This window comes from Pseudaeromonas pectinilytica (assembly GCF_054780855.1).
Window position 1 is genome coordinate 26483 of sequence record NZ_BAAGVN010000069.1, and the last position, 16911, is coordinate 43393.

Genomic DNA, 16911 nt, shown 5'->3' on the forward strand with positions numbered 1-16911 from the left:
ATTAGATGCCTAGTTCATGCATCCTGTGCCGATCATAGTCCCACGGAGCACCGGGGAATGATATGCCCCCCGGCGTCTGAATTAGACGAAGTCGTCGCCACCGCCGGCACCGAGCATGATTTCGCCAGCATCGGCCAGACGGCGAGCAATCGAGAGGATCTCTTTTTGTGCTGCTTCCACATCGCTGACCCGTACCGGCCCCATGGCTGACAGATCCTCGCCCAACATTTCGGCGGCGCGCTTGGACATGTTCTTGAATACTTTTTCTTTGAGCTGATCGTCGGCACCCTTGAGCGCCTTTTGCAGCAGCTCGCCAGGTACCTCGCGCAGCAAGGCCTGAATGCCCCGGTCGTCGACATCGATGAGGTTTTCGAACACGAACATCAGATCCTGGATCTGCTGGCTCATCTCTTCGTCGGAGTCGCGAATGGCATCCATCAGCTGGCCTTCGACGTTGGTGTCCAGATAGTTCATGATGCTGGCCGCCGCCTTCAAGCCGCCCATCTTGGCCGCCTGGGCACCGGCTGCACCGGCGAACTGTTTCTCCATGATGTCGTTGAGCTCTTGCAACGCAGCCGGTTGTACCTCTTCGAGGTTGGCAATCCGCATGATGAGATCGAGCCGCACCTGCTCCGGGAACTGACTCATGATCTCGGCCGATTGCTCCGGATCCAGATAGGAGAGCACTATAGTCTGGATCTGCGGGTGTTCGTTCTGGATGATGCTGGCCACCTGGCGGGCATCCATCCACTTCAGAGAGTCCAGACCTCGGGCCCCGGAGCCCATGATGATCTGATCCACCAGGTTGCCGGCCTTGTCTTCACCCAACGCCGCCACCAGGGCTTTACGCACGAAGTCTTCACTGCCGATGCCGATATTGGAGAATTTCTGGATATCTTCGATGAACTGGCGATGCACCGCGGTCACCTTGTCGTGGCTGAAGTCCTTCATCGAAGCCATCGACATCCCCAGGCGCTGCACCTGTTTCGGCTCCAGATGACGGAAGATCTGTGCAGCATCTTCTTCATTGAGACTCAGCATCAAGACTGCGGCCATCTCCATGCCAGTCATGGCATCTAGGAGTTGTTGCTGTTCCGTGGTGATCTGATTTTTTTCGCTCATTTTGCCATTTCCTTAATCACCCATTCCTTGACCACCTGAGCCGCCAGATCCGGTTCGTTGGCTACCAGGGCGCGTACCGCCCGCAGCAAGTCTTCATCCCGATGCAGATCCGGCAACACCAACTGACCATTGCGCACTCCGAATATCGGCTCCTGCATGTCCGCTTGCGAGGCCAGCAGACTCAACTCGTCATCGCCATCCAAAGCCACCGAGCTGTCCATATCCACTTCGCGGCCTTCCGGCTTTTGATCCGGATAGAGTAGGCGAGCCAGCATCGGACGCACTATGGTCACCACCAGCACGATGATCACCAACACAGAAGCGGCAATGCGTATGGCGCGCCAGAACCAGCTTTGCTCCACTAACGGCGTTTCCGCGACGCTGGTCAAATCCGGGCGATTGAAGGAGAGACTGACCACTTCCAGATTATCACCGCGGCTGACATCAAAGCCGATCCCGCCCTTGAGCAGACGACGGATAGTGTCCAACTCAGCCTGGGTTTGTGGCTCGCGGGTCACCTTGCCATCCGCCGCCGTAATGTTCTTGTAATCAACACCGACCGATACCGTCAGACGGCGAATGCCACCAGATGCACGTTGAACATGGCTGACCGTGGTATCCAACTCATAGTTCCGGGTGGCTTCTTTACGACTGCGGCCATTGGCAGCACTTTGCCCGCCTGCGGCACCTGTCGCCTGTTCAGGAATATTGCTGGCAGCTGGGGGCTGATTGGACAGGGCACCCGGCACGCCGGTGTTGCCCGCGGCACCCATGCTGTTTTCTTCGAGGGTGACTTCCGAACGCACCGCTGGCAAGTCCGGGTTGAAACGCTTGCGAGTCTCTTCTTCCTGGGTGAAGTCCAGACTGACATCCACTTCGGCGGTGTAGTTACCAATCCCCAGCACCGGCGCCAGGATGGCATCAATCTTCTGCTTGTATTCCAGCTCTTTTTTCTGCTGCATCTCGAACTCTTTGCGCGCCCGGGATGAAGCCGCATCCTGGGAGCCGGAGTTGAGCAGACGGCCATTCTGATCGGTCACCGTCACCCGGCTGGGCTCGAGACCATGAACGGCGGAGGCGACGGTATCGACAATCGCATCGATCTCTTCCTGCCCAAGCGCACCACTCGAGCCGAGGGCCACCACGACGGTGGCGCTAGGTTTGCGTTCGTTGCGCGCAAAGACATTGTCTTTCGGAATGGCCAGCAGGACTGTGGCCTTACTGATATTGCGATACTGCTCGATGGCGCGGGCCAACTGTTGTTCGCGGCTGTACTTGAGCCGTTCACCTTCCAGGCGTTGACTGACACCAAAGCCGCTATCTTTGAGCAACAAGGAATCACCGGTTGGCAACTCCGGCTGGGCTAAACCCTCACGCTTGAGTTGCAACACAATATTGGAATAGTCATCGGCGGTGACCAGCACCGAATTCCCTTCCACCTTGTAGTTGAGCTGTTTCTGATCCAGAAAATCCAGGGTCTTCACCAACTCGTCGGTGGTGAACTGTCCAAGGGGTCGCATCTCCGGCTCTTTGCCCCACAGCAGGATGAAAACGGCAATCGCCAGACAAATGGCCAAGCCCAGAACCAGGGTGACTTGACGCAGAACATCGACATTTCCCATGAATGCCAGCGACGAAGGCTTGGTGGTGACCACATCATCCACCCCGGCCCCCATCAGCGGATCCCCGCCGGCTACCATCAATTGATTGCGCTTGTCGTCAGCCATTTTCTACCCCTTCACTTACACCGGCATATTCATGATGGTCTTGTAGGCTTCGACCACCTTATTGCGCACTTGAACTGTGGCTTCAAACGCTATGGAGGACTTCTGCCCTGCAATCATCACATCCGAAAGATTGATACTGCGATCGCCCATATCAAAGCGGGTGCGCAGCGTACTGGCATCTTGTTGCAGTGAATTGACATTTTCCAACGCCATCTTGAGCGCCTGACCAAAATCCTGCTGAACCTCACCATTCATCGGCGTGGCGCGGGAACCGGGACCCAGGGCCTCGAAGCGAAGGGCCTCAAAATCCTTGAACAGAGAGCTAGCTTGCACGTCCATAGCGGTTCCTCACAGCGACATTAAATTGACAACCCCAGGGGGATACCCTGTATCTGCAATTTAAGTGCCAGGAACATATATCGTCTAACTCACTGGAAAGCGGGGGATTTTACAACAAGAGCCCGCCGGATGGCGGGCTGGAGAGAAAAAAATTAATCCGGCACTTCGATGCCGACATCGCGCATGCGCGCCAATTTATAACGCAGGGTGCGCGGGCTGATACCCAGGCGGTCGGCCACTTCCTTGCGACTGCCTTGGCAGGCGATCAAGGTATCGAGGATGATCTGGTGCTCCTGTTGCCGCAGTTCATTCCCCAGTCGCTCCATACCCGGCAGGCGCTCGGTATATTCCCAACTGAGTTCCTCACCGCGCAGGGGTTGATCCTCCACGTCGTCATCTACGACACCCGGCCACTGCTGCTCATCCAGGATCAGATTGCCAGCCTGGATCAGGCGGCCGTCACTCAAGATCAGTGCGCGCTGGATGACGTTATCCAACTCACGGACGTTGCCCGGCCAGCGGTAGTGCAGCAATCGTTCGGCAGCCGCAGCATCCAGCGTCGGTACGCTGGCGCCCTGCTGACTGGCATGCCACTGCAGCAGATGCTCGGCAATCGGCAGTATATCTCCCGGCCGATCCACCAGCGGCTGCCAGCGCAGCGGGAATACATTCAGCCGGTAGAAGAGATCCTCACGGAACAAACCGGCCGCCACCGCCTGACGGATATCCCGATTACTGGTGGCGATCACCCGCACATCCAGCGGTATGGTCTTGCGACTACCCAGGCGTTCCACTTCGCGCTCCTGCAGCACCCGTAACAACTTGGCCTGTAGCGCCAAGTCCATTTCGGTGATCTCGTCCAGCAGCAGGGTGCCGCCTTGGGCCTGTTCAAACTTGCCGGGGCAGCCCTGAACCGCGCCGGTGAAGGCGCCTTTTTCATAGCCGAATAGCGTGGCTTCGAGCATATTTTCCGGGATCGCGGCGCAGTTGATGGCCACAAAGGGCTGCTCGGCGCGATTGGATTGATCATGGATATAGCGCGCCAGCACCTCTTTACCGGTGCCGCTGGGACCGGTCACCATGACTGTGGCTTCGGAGCGGGCGACCCGGGCCGCCAGTTGCAGCAAGTCGGCAGTTTTGGCATCACCGTACACCGGCGTCTTGCGCTCGATGCGTTGTGGCGGCACATAGCGGCTGACCTGATTGAGCAGCACCTCCGGTGAAAACGGCTTGGCCAGATAATCAATGGCGCCTTCGCGCATCGCCCGGACAGCACCATCGATGTTGGCGTAGGCGGTCATCAACAGCACCGGAGTCTGCGGATACTTCAGGCGAATATTACTCAGCAGGGTATGACCATCCATGCCGCCCATCTGGATATCGGAAATCACCATGTCAACGGATTGACGCCCGAGCTGCAGTAACGCGGCCTCGGCACTGTCGGCTTCCTGGCAGGCATAGCCCGCCAGCAACAGGGTATCGACAATCGCCTCGCGCAGGCCATGATCGTCTTCAACCACCAGAATGCGGGCCTGAGTCATGATGCACCTCCAACAGCCTGACGGCTGACCACGCTGTGATGACAAGGCAAGCGCAGGGTGAAGCAACTGCCCTCGCCCTCCACCGAAGCCACTTCAATCTTGCCCTGATGGGCCTGAACCACAGATTGCACCACCGCCAATCCCAGACCAGTGCCATTACTGCGGGTGGTATAGAAGGGCTCGAAGATCCGGGCCAGCAACTCCCGTGACATGCCCCGGCCGTTATCCACGACCCGGACCAACACATCATCCCCGGCGCGATGGGCGCTGACCAGCAACTGGGTGGCGCCCGCCTGCAGCGCATTAGCCAGCAGATTATTGATGGCGCTCGCCAGTGCCGAGCTGTTGGCCAGCAAGGGGATCGGTGGGCTATCCATCTCGATGCGCAAACTGGCTCCGACCTGTTGCAGCATGGCTTCCGCCCCACGCTCGATGCTGGTGATGAGCTCCGTCAATTCGATGGTGCTGACCACCTGCTGCTCGCCATTGCGGGCAAACAGCAGCACGTCGCTGACCTGGGTTTCCAGATCCCGCAACCGATCCATCAATTTTTTCTGGAAGCTGCCACGCGCCTCATTGCTCAGGGTGCGATTGGCCAGATTGGCACCGTACAACATAGCCGCCGCCAACGGGGTGCGGATCTGGTGGGCCAACGAGGCGGCCATCTTACCCAGTGCCGACAGCCGCTCCATATGACTGAGCTGATCCTGCAAGCAACGGGTCTCGGTCAGATCGGTGATCTGGATCAGCTGCCCCTCTTGCTGCTTCAGCGGCTGGGTCGAGATCTGGACCCGGCGGCCATTGCGCAACGAGACTTCATGGCCATCGTCGGGACGCAGGCAGAACACGCGCTGGATGATGTTGCCCCAACTTTCCCCCTCCAACGGCTCGCCCAATAGCATCAGCGCCGCGCGATTGGCGCGGGCCACCCGACCCGAGCCATCGAGCAATACCAAGCCAGAGGGGACTTCATTGAAGATCTCGCCAAACAAGGATGGCGAAGACCATGCGTCGGGCAAGTTGGAGAAAGTAGATGCTGTCATACGTCATAAACCCGTGAGCGACTGGGATAATACCGGGTTATTCAATATGCGTGCCAAAAATAGAAAAGGCGCCGCAGCGCCTTTTCTAAGGAGAGGAATGAGCCCCTATTGACTACCTATAAGCCCCTAGTTGCTACATGTCTCGTGCGGTCATGTCATATTTTTTCATCTTCTCAACCAACGTGGTCCGGCGCATGCCGAGCATGTCGGCGGCGCGGGCCACGACACCATCCTGCATCTCCAACGCCTGACGGATCATGCCGATTTCCAACTCGGCCAGCAGATCCTTGAGATTGAGACCATCTTCCGGCAGCACCTGAGTAAAAGGATCCGCGGCCGGCTCCTCGGGTTGTTCAAATGATTCCGAGAGCACATCGATCAAGGCATCCCGCTCCGCCTGTTCATTCACCGGCCCCGTCTCCTGCCAGACATCACTGCCATAGCGATACTTCACCGGCAGATCCTTGACGTCGACAATTCGGTTGGGAAACAGGATCAACAGACGCTCGACCAGATTGGAGAGTTCGCGCACGTTGCCCGGCCAACGATGCAGCATCAGCGACTCCATGGCCCGCTGGGTAAACCGCAGCCAGGCCTTGTGCTCACCGCTATGCCGGTTCAGCAACTCTTGTAGCAGTAAGGGAATATCATCGGCCCGCTCGCGCAAGGATGGTGTCTCGATGGGAAACACATTCAACCGATAGTAGAGATCCTCGCGGAAACTTTGCTCGACGATCATCTGTTCCAGATTGCGGTGCGTCGCGGCAATCACCCGCACATCCGCCTTGATCGGTTTGCTGCCGCCCACCCGCTCGAACACCCGCTCCTGCAGAACCCGCAACAACTTGACCTGCATCGGCATCGGCATATCGCCGATTTCATCCAGAAACAGGGTGCCGCCCTCGGCCAGTTCGAAGCGACCGCGACGGGCGGAGATGGCGCCGGTAAAAGAGCCCTTCTCATGACCGAACAACTCGCTCTCCAGCAGCTCCGCCGGGATGGCGCCACAGTTCACCGGCACAAAGGGGCCATTGGCACGGGGCGACAATTCATGGATGGCGCGCGCCACCACCTCTTTGCCGGTACCGGATTCACCGAGGATCAGCACGTTGGCGTCTTTATCCGCCACCTGGCTGATGAGCCGACGCACTTCCTGCATTGCCATGCCCTTCCCCACCAGAAACTTCAGCAGCTTCTGATCCTGGGACTCCCCCTGGTGGCTGCGCAACGCCATGAAGGTGTGGCACAGATGCAACAGACTGGTCAGTTGGTCATAACCGACCGGATCGCTGAGAAGTCCCAGCAGGTTGGTGGGCCCAGAGCCGCTGCCCGCCGAGCCCTGATGCTGATAGCTTAAAAACGGGATCTGCGGATGAGAGCCCAACAGCTGATCCAGGGTGCGGGTTTGCAGGCTCCCCACCACCACGCCCAACAGGTCGTCGGCACCATCCAGGTAGGCCAGACAATCCGGCTCATCCCCACACCGCCAATCAAACCCCATGAAATTGAGTACCGTCTCCATCTGCTGACGGCGCTTTTCATCACCATCGATAATCAGGACGCACTTCTGCTCACGCATGCCACCACCTAATGCTTTGAATATTCGGCCCGATTTCTGCTAGTACTACCGACACAGCTAGCGATGAGCCATCACCGACAAAATAATGACACAGTGTCAAAATAAATCCTATGCCCGCTCGGTGATGGGTGATTGTTTCGTGACGAAAACCATTAAAGCCTCGCGGAGCTGGGACGATAATACGCTTATAGGGCATACTGGCAGCCGCCATTGATTGTGAACAAGAGAGAACCCAAGATGACCAGACTATCCATCCAGCAGTATCGTCAGGCCAGCGTCAGCAATATTGATGATGCCGATCCCCACACCTTGATCTCGATTGTACTGCAGCACATTCTCGGCAATATCGCCGCGACCAAAGGATCCATCGAACGCAAGGACGTAGAGGGCAAGGCTAAATCACTGAACAAGGCCCTGGCGCTGATCGGCGAATTGCAAGGCAGCCTGGATCTAGAGCAGGGTGGCGAGGTGGCACAAAACCTGGCGGCACTCTACGACTACAGCATTCGCACCCTGACCGAAGCCAACCTGCAGAACAGCCAGGAAAAACTCGACGAAGTCGCCAAGATCTTCATCAACATCAAGGAAGGCTGGGACGGCATCCCTAGCGAGGTACGCAACGAATTCAAGGCCAAGAAAGCAGGCTCGGCGTCATGACAACGCAGCAGGATATCCCGCAGCTGCTGGAGCAGCTCTATCAGGCGCTGAATCAGCCCGATGAGTTGCTGGATGACGAGTTCCCCGCGATGGAGGCACTGAGCACCGCCATCCAGGCGCATCTGGATCAAGCCACGCCGCAGCAGTTAGCGGCCGAACAGCAAGAGCTGGAGCAACTGCGTTATGTGCTAGGGATCCTGGTCAACAAGGCCAGTACGCACCGCGAATCGCTGAAGCAGGAACTGCTGCACCTCAAACGCAGCCAGCAGGTCAAAAAAAGCTACGGCGCCTGATGGCGCCGTAGTTATTAGCACAATTATTGTTCCAAAAAATCAAGAGCTACTATTGGTATATCCAGGCAAGGTCGCAAGAGATTGCGTTAATGACGACATAGTAGCGCTCAAATTGGATACAACCGAATCCATTGCGTTGAATTGTTTGTACAGTCGGGCCTCGAGTTTATCCATCCGGTACTTCAGATCGGTTTCCCGGCGATCCACTTCCACCAGTTGCTTGTAGAGTGCGTCGATCTTGCCATCCAGCAGGCCACTGCTGACATCCATGTCCCCCTTGCTGGAAGAGATGCTCTTGTCGATGATGCCATCGAGGACCGTATTCATGATGCTGGTCAGCCCCTCGGACAGGGTGACTGTGCCTCGTTTCCCCAAGGCGCCGCCGGCGATCTCCACCTTGATCCCGGTTGAGTTCCCCGATTCTGAGAGCAGGGTATTGCCATCCCCCAGCGCCTCCACACCATCAATCTTGCCCTTGGCATCCACCCCATCCGAGCCCTGTTGCACGCCGATGCCAAAGCTGGCCGCAAAGTTGGTATCCACTTCGGTAAAGGCCACCATAGAGCGCGAGCCATAGCGATCCGAGGTGAACTGCAACTTGCCATCGGCATCTACCGCAACTTTGACACTGGCGGCCTTGGTGGATAGCGTGGCATCGGAGTTGATCTTCGACTGCATCTCAGCGGCAAAATCCAACGCCGTGGCATAGCTCTTCTGTGCCAGCTTGATCTCTCCCGACAAGATGCCGTCGATCCGCACCTTGAAGGCTTCATTATCGGCATCCACCGTCAACGGAAAGGTCAAGGCGGTACTGCCGGTCAGTTTGCTTTGCGTCGCCAACTGGGTGACCTCGACACTATAAGTGCCGGGTTTGGTCAGCGAGCTATTGGTCACATAGTTAATTTGCGGATCGGAGGCCTTGCCCGCCTGGGTAAAGAATTTGGAAATATCTTCCACATTCCCTGCCATCGCGGCTTTAAATTTGGTCTCATTCAACTCCAGCGTGCCATCTTTTTTGGTCAATAATCCCAAATCGGCAAAACTGCGGATCGAACTGCCGGTCTCCTTGACCTGGGTATTGAGCACATCCCGCATCAGACTCTTGACGTTGCGCACAGTGGCATCGCCAATCAAGACGCCGTTGGTACCACCATCGCCATTGTACTTGGTCAACTCATTCACCTGGCTAATGGTCTTGTTGTAGGTATCCATGAAAGCGCGGATCTGACTCTCGATGGTCGAGGTGTCCTTGCCGATGGTCAACTTCACCACCTTGCCAGTCTCGGTCACCCCATTGAGATTCAAGGTTACCCCCTGGATCACGCTGTCGATCTCATTCTTGCTGCGGGTAATGGTGATGCCGTTCATCTCGATTTTGGCATTCTGTGCCACCGAGGTTTGCTTCATATTCTTGTTGCTGGCGCCATAGGCAAAGCGTGACAAGCCGCCGGTGTCGGTATTGTTACCGTCATCGTCCGCCGCCGTCAGCTCGATGGCATTGGCTTCCCCAGTCTCTTTGCTAGTCAGCACCAGACGATAGGCTGAACCGTCGTTGATGATCGACGCCGTAACGCCGTTATCCGTCTTATTGATGGTATCGCGCAGACCCGCCAGCGAGTTATTGGATGAATCGACGGTAATGGTCTTGATGGTCTTGTCGGCATTCACCGAGAAGCTGCCATCCGCGTTATAGGTACCAAAACGCAGGGTCAGTTTACCAGTGCCGACGGTGGCATTGGGGTTGCTGAAGGTTGCGGTATCACCACTGACCAGGGTATGAGCCTGAGCCCGTTGATTCACCTTGAACTCGAAACTGCCGGTCTGGGCGCCGATGCCGCCCTTGGCGGTCAAGACCCCTTCATCGCTGGATTTGATGCTGACGGCCGAATAGGTCGAGGCATAACCCAGGTCTTTGTAAGAGCTTTTGAAGGATGAGAGGGCGCTGTTGAGCGCAGAAAAGGCCGAGATCTTGTCGGTTGCCGTTTTGGCATCAGCATCAATCTTCTTCATCGCCGGGTCTTTTTCTGCCCCGACAATGGCGGTCACAATGTCATTGATCTTGAGCCCTGAGCCCAAGCCTGTGGATGTAATAGCGGCCATTTCACTCCTCCTTGCCGTGTCGGGTTAATACAACAACAGCCTTAACCCGAACATCAAGCAAATTACAGGCCAATCATGCTTCAGCTTTAAACAACAAACCGAGTACCTTGTCCATATTATGGATCAACTCCAGCGCTTCCTTGGACGGGATCTGCCGGATCAACTCATCCGTCTTGGCATCATGCACCGCAATCACCGACTCACCACTGACTTCATCCACCGTAAACTTGAGGTTACGCTGCATGGTCTGCATAAACTCATTCAAGTTGCTGGACGCCTCAGACAACCGTTTGCGTTCATCCTCGGCCTTCTGGGCACTCTTGACTGAGTTTTCATCCTCACCCTTAGCTTGATCAGCCGAAGGCGTTGCTATCTTGTTGTCCAGGGCTACACCCGTGAACTCTTTTCTGGGTGACTCCTGAACCGCGGGGCGACGCGTCAGTTCCGAGGCGGCACCACTCAGTTGTAATTCAGACATATTCACCTCCTAAAGGAAAAGCTTCCCAATTGCTTGGGAAGCTTTAATTTAGTCTACCAAGCCAGACTAACTGTCTTAACGGAGCAGTGACAGCACGTTCTGACTGGAGGCATTAGCCTGAGACAGCATGGCTGTACCCGCCTGTTGCAACACTTGCGCCTTGCTCATGGATGAGGTTTCGGCAGCGAAGTCGGCGTCACGAATACGGGAGTTCGCAGCTGACAAGTTTTGCGACACGTTGGACAAGTTAGAGATGGTGGAAGTCAGACGGTTCTGGATAGCACCCAAGTCGGCGCGGCCATCAGAAATCTGCTTCAGTGCTGCATCAATCCGCTCGATAGAGTTAGCGGCGTTGGCAGCAGTTGCCATGCTCAGACCACGACCGACTGCGGTTTCGTTACCACCTTGATCCGTCAACCCCAGTTTGGCCAAAGCCGTGCCCTGCAAAGCCTGGGTGGTTGCATCACTGGTCACCACTACATCACGACCATTTTGCCCGGTCAGGGAGATTTGCCCCTTGATGACCGTGGTCGCACCAGCGCCAAGGCCAAACGCATCGCCGGTCGCTCCAGTTGTAATTGAAATATCTTGCCCTGACTGGGAAGAGAGAACCAGTTTACCGGTCTTAGTATCGGCACTAGCCACTACCCCGGCCAGACTTGCGCCGTTAATGGCAGTCACCGCACCATCAAGTGTCGTTACCCCTGCGAAGGATACGGAGGTACCGTTGATCAGGATCCCAGTATCAGCTTCGGCATCCACTAGATCGAAAGTGAATGACTGTTCGGTCTTTGCACTCGCCTCAACGCCGGTCTGATCGCGTAACGCATTGATGGCAAATGCTTTATCGGCGGCGGAAGTGCCGGTAATGTCCCCTAGGGCAACACCATTGATCTTAATGCCATCAGCTGCGGTCACGGCAGCACCAGATACTGCACCACTTGTCACATTATCTGAGCCAGAGGATTCATTAAATCCCAGCGACTGGAGCTTGGTGGCAGAGGCGGTGGCAGCTGACCCCAACCCCATCTTGATTTCAGAGCCATCGGCACTACTCAGTGAGAGATAACCGCGGTAGGTATCGCTAGTAAGACCCGCTTTACCCGCAGCGGTACCCCCGATCACGATGTCACTCCCAGTGGTATTACTCAGCACCAGTGAGTCATTTTCGCCAATACTGGCGGTGACGCCAGCCACTTTCAGATTGATTTCCTCAACCAGTCCCTTCAGATCAGAGGTACCGGATAACGAAACAGTATTGATCGTCAGCTCACCTGAGGCTAACTTACCATCCAGACCACCGGTACTCTTGACCACGTTGTAGGCATCGGCAGTGACACCGGTCAACCCCTTCTGGGCGTTGATGTAGGTTTCCAGACCAGCAGCATCGGTTGCAGCTTGTGCCCCCATGCTAACGCCGTTGATAGTCACTTCATCTGCCAAAAGTGCAGTGCCATTCACTCGACCACCGTTGAGTTCACCCAAACCGGAGACCGCATTCAAGTTCAGATCCTTGGTGGTAACAGCCTTGATGGAGAACGACAGGGTTTCACCGGAGTTAGCACCGATTTGCAGGCTGGTGGACTTGGTAGAGCCATCCAGCAGCTTGACGCCGTTGAAAGAGGTCACAGAAGAGATACGATCCAGTTCGGAGTAGAGCTGATCCACTTCTTTCTGGATAGAGGCGCGGTTGGAAGCTGAGTTGGTATCGTTCGATGCCTGGACACCCAGTTCCCGCATCCGTTGCAGGATGTTGGTCATTTCGTCCATAGAGCCTTCAGCGGTTTGCGCCATGGAGATACCATCGTTGGCATTCCGTACCGCTTGGTTCAGACCGCGAGTTTGGGATTCCATGCCGGTGGAGATGGCCAGACCGGCGGCATCATCCTTGGCACTGTTGATCCGCAGGCCAGAGGACAGACGCTCCATGGAGGTGTTCTGTGCAGCCTGGGACTTGTTCAACTGACGCTGGGCGTTCAGCGACATAACGTTTGTATTAACAACCATAGCCATAATATTTACTCCTATCTCGCTTCACGCCCGGAAAGTTAAGGCGCCTTGGTAATGTCATTCAGGTTATCGACAAGGGCGGCAAAAGCTTTAACGATTTTTTTCACCACCCTTACAACTGCCTTGCACCCTGTTTATCGACGCTGATGCAGAAAGCTTGAGCAGGAAAATTCGATAGGGGTCAAAAAAACGACGACATTTTACTCCAGGCGTCAAAATAGTCCGATTCCAGCATCAGACCAGGTGGCAAATCGTCGATCCCGATGCGGCAAGGAATTGCCGAGAGAATAAAACGCAAAAAAACAGCCCGGCACAAGGCCGGGCTGTTTCGAGCAGACAGGAGCGACAGATACTCCTGATGCGGATTAACCCTTGAGCAGGGAGAGTACGCCCTGGTTACTGGCGTTGGCTTGCGCCAGCATGGCCGTTCCGGCTTGCTGCAGTACCTGCGCCTTACTCATCTGCGAAGTTTCCGCGGCAAAGTCGGCATCCATGATCCGCGACTTGGCTGCCGCCGTGTTCTGCGACACGTTGGCCAGATTGGAGATCGTCGAGGTCAAGCGGTTCTGCACAGCACCGAGACTAGATCGAGAGTCGGAAATCTTGTTCAGTGCATCATCGATCCGCTCAATGGTGTTGCTGGCATTGGCTGCCGTTAACACGCTCAGGCCGGAGCCAATCGCCGTCTCATCACCCCCCTGGGAGGTCAACCCCAGCTTGGCCAATGCGGTACTCTGAGCCGCTTGTCCCGCTGCGCTGCTGGTCACCACCACATCGCGCCCGCTATCACCTTTTAGCGATATTTGGCCACCGATAATACCTGCACCGAGCGCCCCATTTCCTATAGTATCGTTATAGGCGGCAGCCCCCAGAGTCCCTGCCGTTGCATTGACTCGAATATCCTGACCCGATTGCGAGGTCAGTACCAACTCACCCGTGGTTTTGTCGGCACTGGCCACCACACCTGCCAACCCCAAGGCGTTGATATTGGTTATGGCCTCATCCAATGTAGTTGCACTAGACAAAGCAGCTGTCGCAGAAGTGCCATTAATTCTAAAGTTCGCATCATTCGTACCTACGGCCAGCTGAAACTTGGCTTCGGTACGCGCGGTTGCTTCGACCCCGGTTTCTGAGCGTAATGCATTAATAGCAAAGGCTTTATCCGCTGCTGATGCACCTGTGATATCACCGACCTTGATGCCATTAATCATGATGCCATCGCTTGCGGTCACAGCTGCCGTCGAGACGGCACTGCCGGTGACCTCGTCTGAGCCCTGAGATACGTTAAAACCAATGGCATGCAGATCGGCGGCTTTTCCCGTTGCCGACAAACCGGTCTTGATTTCAGTACCATCGGCACTGGTCAAGGCCAGGAAGCCGTCGTAAGTCCCGTTGACCATACCAATCTGAGCGCCGTTGGCGATCGTAATGGCAGCACCAGTATCATTGGATAAAGACAAACCGCCCTGCTTGTCGATAGAGGCCACCACCCCTGGAACTTCCTGGTTGATCTTGTTCACCAGATCCTGCATCGAAGCCGTGGCACCGAGCAGGACTGTGTTGATAGTCAGGCCTGCGGTCACGCCATTCTGATTGCCTGTGCCATTCAACACGTTATAGGCATTGGCGGTCACTCCGGTTAGCCCCTTCTCGGCATTGATGGCGGTCTCCATGGCTTGGGCATTCATAGCTCCGGTGGCCCCTGTGATCGTCACATCATTGATGGTGATCGAGTTGGCGCTAATGGCTACAGTGGAGTCAATGCGGCCACCATTGAGTTCACCGAGGCCGGAGACGGCATTCAGGTTGAGATCCTTGGAGGTCACCGCATCGATATTAAATGACAAACTTTCACCAGAATTGGCGCCGATCTGCAGGTTGGTTTGGCCGGCGCTGCCGTTCAACAACACCACGCCGTTGAATTGGGTGGTGTTGGCGATCCGATCCAGCTCGGAGTAGAGCTGATCGACTTCTTTTTGAATCGAGGCTCGGTTGGATGCCGAGTTGGTATCGTTCGCCGATTGCACGGCCAGTTCCCGCATCCGCTGCATGATGTTGGTCATCTCATCCATCGCGCCTTCAGCGGTCTGGGCCATGGAGATACCATCATTGGCGTTACGAATCGCCTGGTTCAGACCCCGTGTCTGGGACTCCATGCCGGTGGCAATAGAGAGACCCGCAGCATCATCTTTAGCGCTGTTGACACGCAGACCAGAGGAGAGACGTTCCATCGCCTGGTTTTGTGCCCGTTGAGATTTATCCAGTTGCCGTTGAGCATTCAACGACATGATATTGGTGTTAATGACTTGAGGCATGGTTTGCTCCTAGTTATCTGCTCGAATCTGCAGGGAACCGGCTATCAAGTGCTGCAAACGTGCCGGTTTTTCGCTGTCGATGTAATTAATGCTATTTGTGTGCCAATTTTTTACATGTACTTAAACAAGTTCAAATCCTGGACCATGGAAAACATCTTCTGGGAGACCTCCAGCGTGGTTTTCTCCAGTTGGAAATCGGAGATCGCCTTCTGTAAATCCAGGTCTTCCAGCTGGGAAAGCACCTTCTTCGAGGCCAATTCATAGTCAGCGCTGGCCTCCCGTTGCGAGTCGATGGTGTTGAGGCGAGCGCCGACATCGGCGCGCGTCAATTTCACGACGTTGAAGGCATTGTCTAACTGTAATTTGGCGGCATTCAGGCTCATGTCGCGCTTGGCCTCGGCGGTGTCGTTCTCGCCGGGGGTTCGCAGCGCATCAATGGCCTGTTGCAGCGTGGCAAACAGATCCTGCTGGCCACTGGGCTCCAGCGACAGATTGTCCTGATCCAGGGGCGTTCCCTTGACCTGGGTCTTGATGCCGTTGAATTCGATATCCTGCTCGCTCTGATACGGCGTGGCGCCGACATACTGGGTCAGGGTGTAGCCATCACCGGTTTTTGGCAGACCGTCAATTTCCAGACTGATGCCATCGACACCAATCTTCTGCGCATTGGTATTGGCGGTATCGTATTGCGGAGAAGCGAGCACCATATTGATGGAGACGTCATACTTACCGGAGCCGACCGGATTCTCGCTGAATGACACGCCGACATTATTGCCGTTCGGTCCCGTGGTATCCGGATAGATGGCAGAGGGGGCTACGGTGGCAAAATTCGGGTCTTTGCTGTCAATAGCGGCAATTTTTACCGTGGCATTGCCGGTCACTGTGCCGGGCTTCATGCCATAGACCCGGTATTCCACATCGGCACCCGGAACTGGCTCATTGAAGCTGACGGTATAGGTCTCACCGGCAAAGGAGTTAAACAGTACCGGATCGATGACGGTCCCTTCGTCGATCACCCCGGAACCTTTATTGGCGGCATTGGCCGTCGCCAGAAAAGTGCCATTGCCGGTCGGAATATTGACGAAGATACTGGAGCCAGGATCGTTTCCCGCCACTTGTACCGAGTTACCGATCTGGTAATTGCGAATACCATCATCACCGTGGTAATCGACCGAGCCAAACTCATTGACCTGGAAGGGCTGGGTATCCACTTTGTAACCGGCAAAGATGTACTGGCTATTGGCGTCGCGACTATTCGCAACACCAATCAACTCCTTACGGATCTGCTCCAACTCCTTGGCAACCGCTTCGCGAGCCTTGGCGTCATAGGTACCGTTGCCGGAGGTGACCAACAGCTCCCGCGCCCGCTGCATCAGGTTTTCCCCCTGATCCAGCGCTGTCTCTTCCAAGGCATTGGAGTTCTCGGCCAGATCGCTGTTTTTTTTCAGCGTGGCCGTCATCGACAGATCCTGCTTCAAACGCTGGATCGTCGAAAACGCCACAGGATCATCGGCAGCCGTGATCACCTTTTTTTGCGCGGCAATATAGGTGTTCTGTTCATTCAGCTTGGCTTGGTGACTCATCACCGAGCCTATGCTGCGATTGAAGAAGGTCTGGGTAGGGACTCTCACCGCCGGACTCCTGACTGGATACTGTTGATAGCCAGAACCATGCAGGAATCAAGCCAGGCGGCGACGCGGATTTATC

13 protein-coding genes are annotated in these 16911 nt (G+C 55.8%); 2 read left to right on the forward strand and 11 right to left on the reverse strand.

The window, feature by feature from the left end; genetic code table 11:
* Positions 1-81: 81 nt before the first annotated feature.
* From fliG to ACYVG7_RS05020, 6 genes are all read right to left on the reverse strand, one after another.
* On the reverse strand, positions 82-1122 hold the full coding sequence (gene fliG / locus ACYVG7_RS04995; protein WP_460882123.1) for a flagellar motor switch protein FliG: 1041 nt from the start codon (positions 1120-1122) through the stop codon (positions 82-84).
* Positions 1119-2798 (reverse strand): flagellar basal-body MS-ring/collar protein FliF, encoded by a 1680-nt coding sequence (gene fliF, locus ACYVG7_RS05000; RefSeq protein WP_460882167.1) that lies wholly within the window; start codon positions 2796-2798, stop codon positions 1119-1121. The genes fliG and fliF overlap by 4 nt, the downstream gene beginning before the upstream one ends.
* A 66-nt stretch (positions 2799-2864) precedes the next feature.
* Positions 2865-3188, reverse strand: a complete 324-nt coding sequence (gene fliE, locus ACYVG7_RS05005) for a flagellar hook-basal body complex protein FliE (RefSeq protein WP_460882124.1) — start codon at positions 3186-3188, stop codon at positions 2865-2867.
* 152 nt (positions 3189-3340) lie between these two features.
* Positions 3341-4729: a sigma-54-dependent transcriptional regulator gene (locus ACYVG7_RS05010; RefSeq protein WP_460882125.1), complete on the reverse strand. Its 1389-nt coding sequence runs from the start codon at positions 4727-4729 to the stop codon at positions 3341-3343.
* Positions 4726-5772, reverse strand: a complete 1047-nt coding sequence (locus tag ACYVG7_RS05015) for a sensor histidine kinase (RefSeq protein ID WP_460882126.1) — start codon at positions 5770-5772, stop codon at positions 4726-4728. Before ACYVG7_RS05015 ends, ACYVG7_RS05010 begins: the two co-directional genes overlap by 4 nt.
* Before the next feature lie 133 nt (positions 5773-5905).
* A complete protein-coding gene (locus ACYVG7_RS05020; protein WP_460882127.1) occupies positions 5906-7351 on the reverse strand; it encodes a sigma-54 dependent transcriptional regulator in 1446 nt (481 codons plus the stop codon).
* A 237-nt stretch (positions 7352-7588) separates the two neighbouring features.
* Between ACYVG7_RS05020 and fliS the strand changes: the two genes are divergently transcribed.
* Together fliS and ACYVG7_RS05030 are read left to right on the forward strand one after the other, a co-directional pair.
* Positions 7589-8008, forward strand: coding sequence for a flagellar export chaperone FliS (gene fliS, locus ACYVG7_RS05025; RefSeq protein ID WP_460882128.1), 420 nt, complete (start codon positions 7589-7591; stop codon positions 8006-8008).
* Positions 8005-8301, forward strand: coding sequence for a hypothetical protein (locus ACYVG7_RS05030; RefSeq protein ID WP_460882129.1), 297 nt, complete (start codon positions 8005-8007; stop codon positions 8299-8301). The genes fliS and ACYVG7_RS05030 overlap by 4 nt, the downstream gene beginning before the upstream one ends.
* A gap of 39 nt (positions 8302-8340) precedes the next feature.
* Here the strand turns inward: ACYVG7_RS05030 and fliD are convergent, their stop codons facing one another.
* From fliD to flgL, 5 genes are all read right to left on the reverse strand, one after another.
* Entirely contained in the window at positions 8341-10401 is a 2061-nt protein-coding gene (gene fliD / locus ACYVG7_RS05035) for a flagellar filament capping protein FliD (RefSeq protein WP_460882130.1), read from the reverse strand.
* A gap of 73 nt (positions 10402-10474) precedes the next feature.
* Positions 10475-10879 (reverse strand): flagellar protein FlaG, encoded by a 405-nt coding sequence (locus tag ACYVG7_RS05040; protein WP_460882131.1) that lies wholly within the window; start codon positions 10877-10879, stop codon positions 10475-10477.
* A gap of 75 nt (positions 10880-10954) precedes the next feature.
* Positions 10955-12892: a flagellin N-terminal helical domain-containing protein gene (locus ACYVG7_RS05045; protein WP_460882132.1), complete on the reverse strand. Its 1938-nt coding sequence runs from the start codon at positions 12890-12892 to the stop codon at positions 10955-10957.
* A 362-nt stretch (positions 12893-13254) separates the two neighbouring features.
* Positions 13255-15204: a flagellin N-terminal helical domain-containing protein gene (locus tag ACYVG7_RS05050; RefSeq protein ID WP_460882133.1), complete on the reverse strand. Its 1950-nt coding sequence runs from the start codon at positions 15202-15204 to the stop codon at positions 13255-13257.
* 110 nt (positions 15205-15314) lie between these two features.
* On the reverse strand, positions 15315-16835 hold the full coding sequence (flgL, locus tag ACYVG7_RS05055; RefSeq protein ID WP_460882134.1) for a flagellar hook-associated protein FlgL: 1521 nt from the start codon (positions 16833-16835) through the stop codon (positions 15315-15317).
* Positions 16836-16911 lie beyond the last annotated feature (76 nt).

What these genes read in the sequence shown, in the direction of transcription:
- fliG (WP_460882123.1), bottom strand. Translation starts at nt 1,122, where the DNA reads ATGAGCGAAAAAAATCAGATCACCACGGAACAGCAACAACTCCTAGAT.
- fliF (WP_460882167.1), bottom strand. Translation starts at nt 2,798, where the DNA reads ATGGGGGCCGGGGTGGATGATGTGGTCACCACCAAGCCTTCGTCGCTG.
- fliE (WP_460882124.1), bottom strand. Translation starts at nt 3,188, where the DNA reads ATGGACGTGCAAGCTAGCTCTCTGTTCAAGGATTTTGAGGCCCTTCGC.
- ACYVG7_RS05010 (WP_460882125.1), bottom strand. Translation starts at nt 4,729, where the DNA reads ATGACTCAGGCCCGCATTCTGGTGGTTGAAGACGATCATGGCCTGCGC.
- ACYVG7_RS05015 (WP_460882126.1), bottom strand. Translation starts at nt 5,772, where the DNA reads ATGACAGCATCTACTTTCTCCAACTTGCCCGACGCATGGTCTTCGCCA.
- ACYVG7_RS05020 (WP_460882127.1), bottom strand. Translation starts at nt 7,351, where the DNA reads ATGCGTGAGCAGAAGTGCGTCCTGATTATCGATGGTGATGAAAAGCGC.
- fliS (WP_460882128.1), top strand. Translation starts at nt 7,589, where the DNA reads ATGACCAGACTATCCATCCAGCAGTATCGTCAGGCCAGCGTCAGCAAT.
- ACYVG7_RS05030 (WP_460882129.1), top strand. Translation starts at nt 8,005, where the DNA reads ATGACAACGCAGCAGGATATCCCGCAGCTGCTGGAGCAGCTCTATCAG.
- fliD (WP_460882130.1), bottom strand. Translation starts at nt 10,401, where the DNA reads ATGGCCGCTATTACATCCACAGGCTTGGGCTCAGGGCTCAAGATCAAT.
- ACYVG7_RS05040 (WP_460882131.1), bottom strand. Translation starts at nt 10,879, where the DNA reads ATGTCTGAATTACAACTGAGTGGTGCCGCCTCGGAACTGACGCGTCGC.
- ACYVG7_RS05045 (WP_460882132.1), bottom strand. Translation starts at nt 12,892, where the DNA reads ATGGCTATGGTTGTTAATACAAACGTTATGTCGCTGAACGCCCAGCGT.
- ACYVG7_RS05050 (WP_460882133.1), bottom strand. Translation starts at nt 15,204, where the DNA reads ATGCCTCAAGTCATTAACACCAATATCATGTCGTTGAATGCTCAACGG.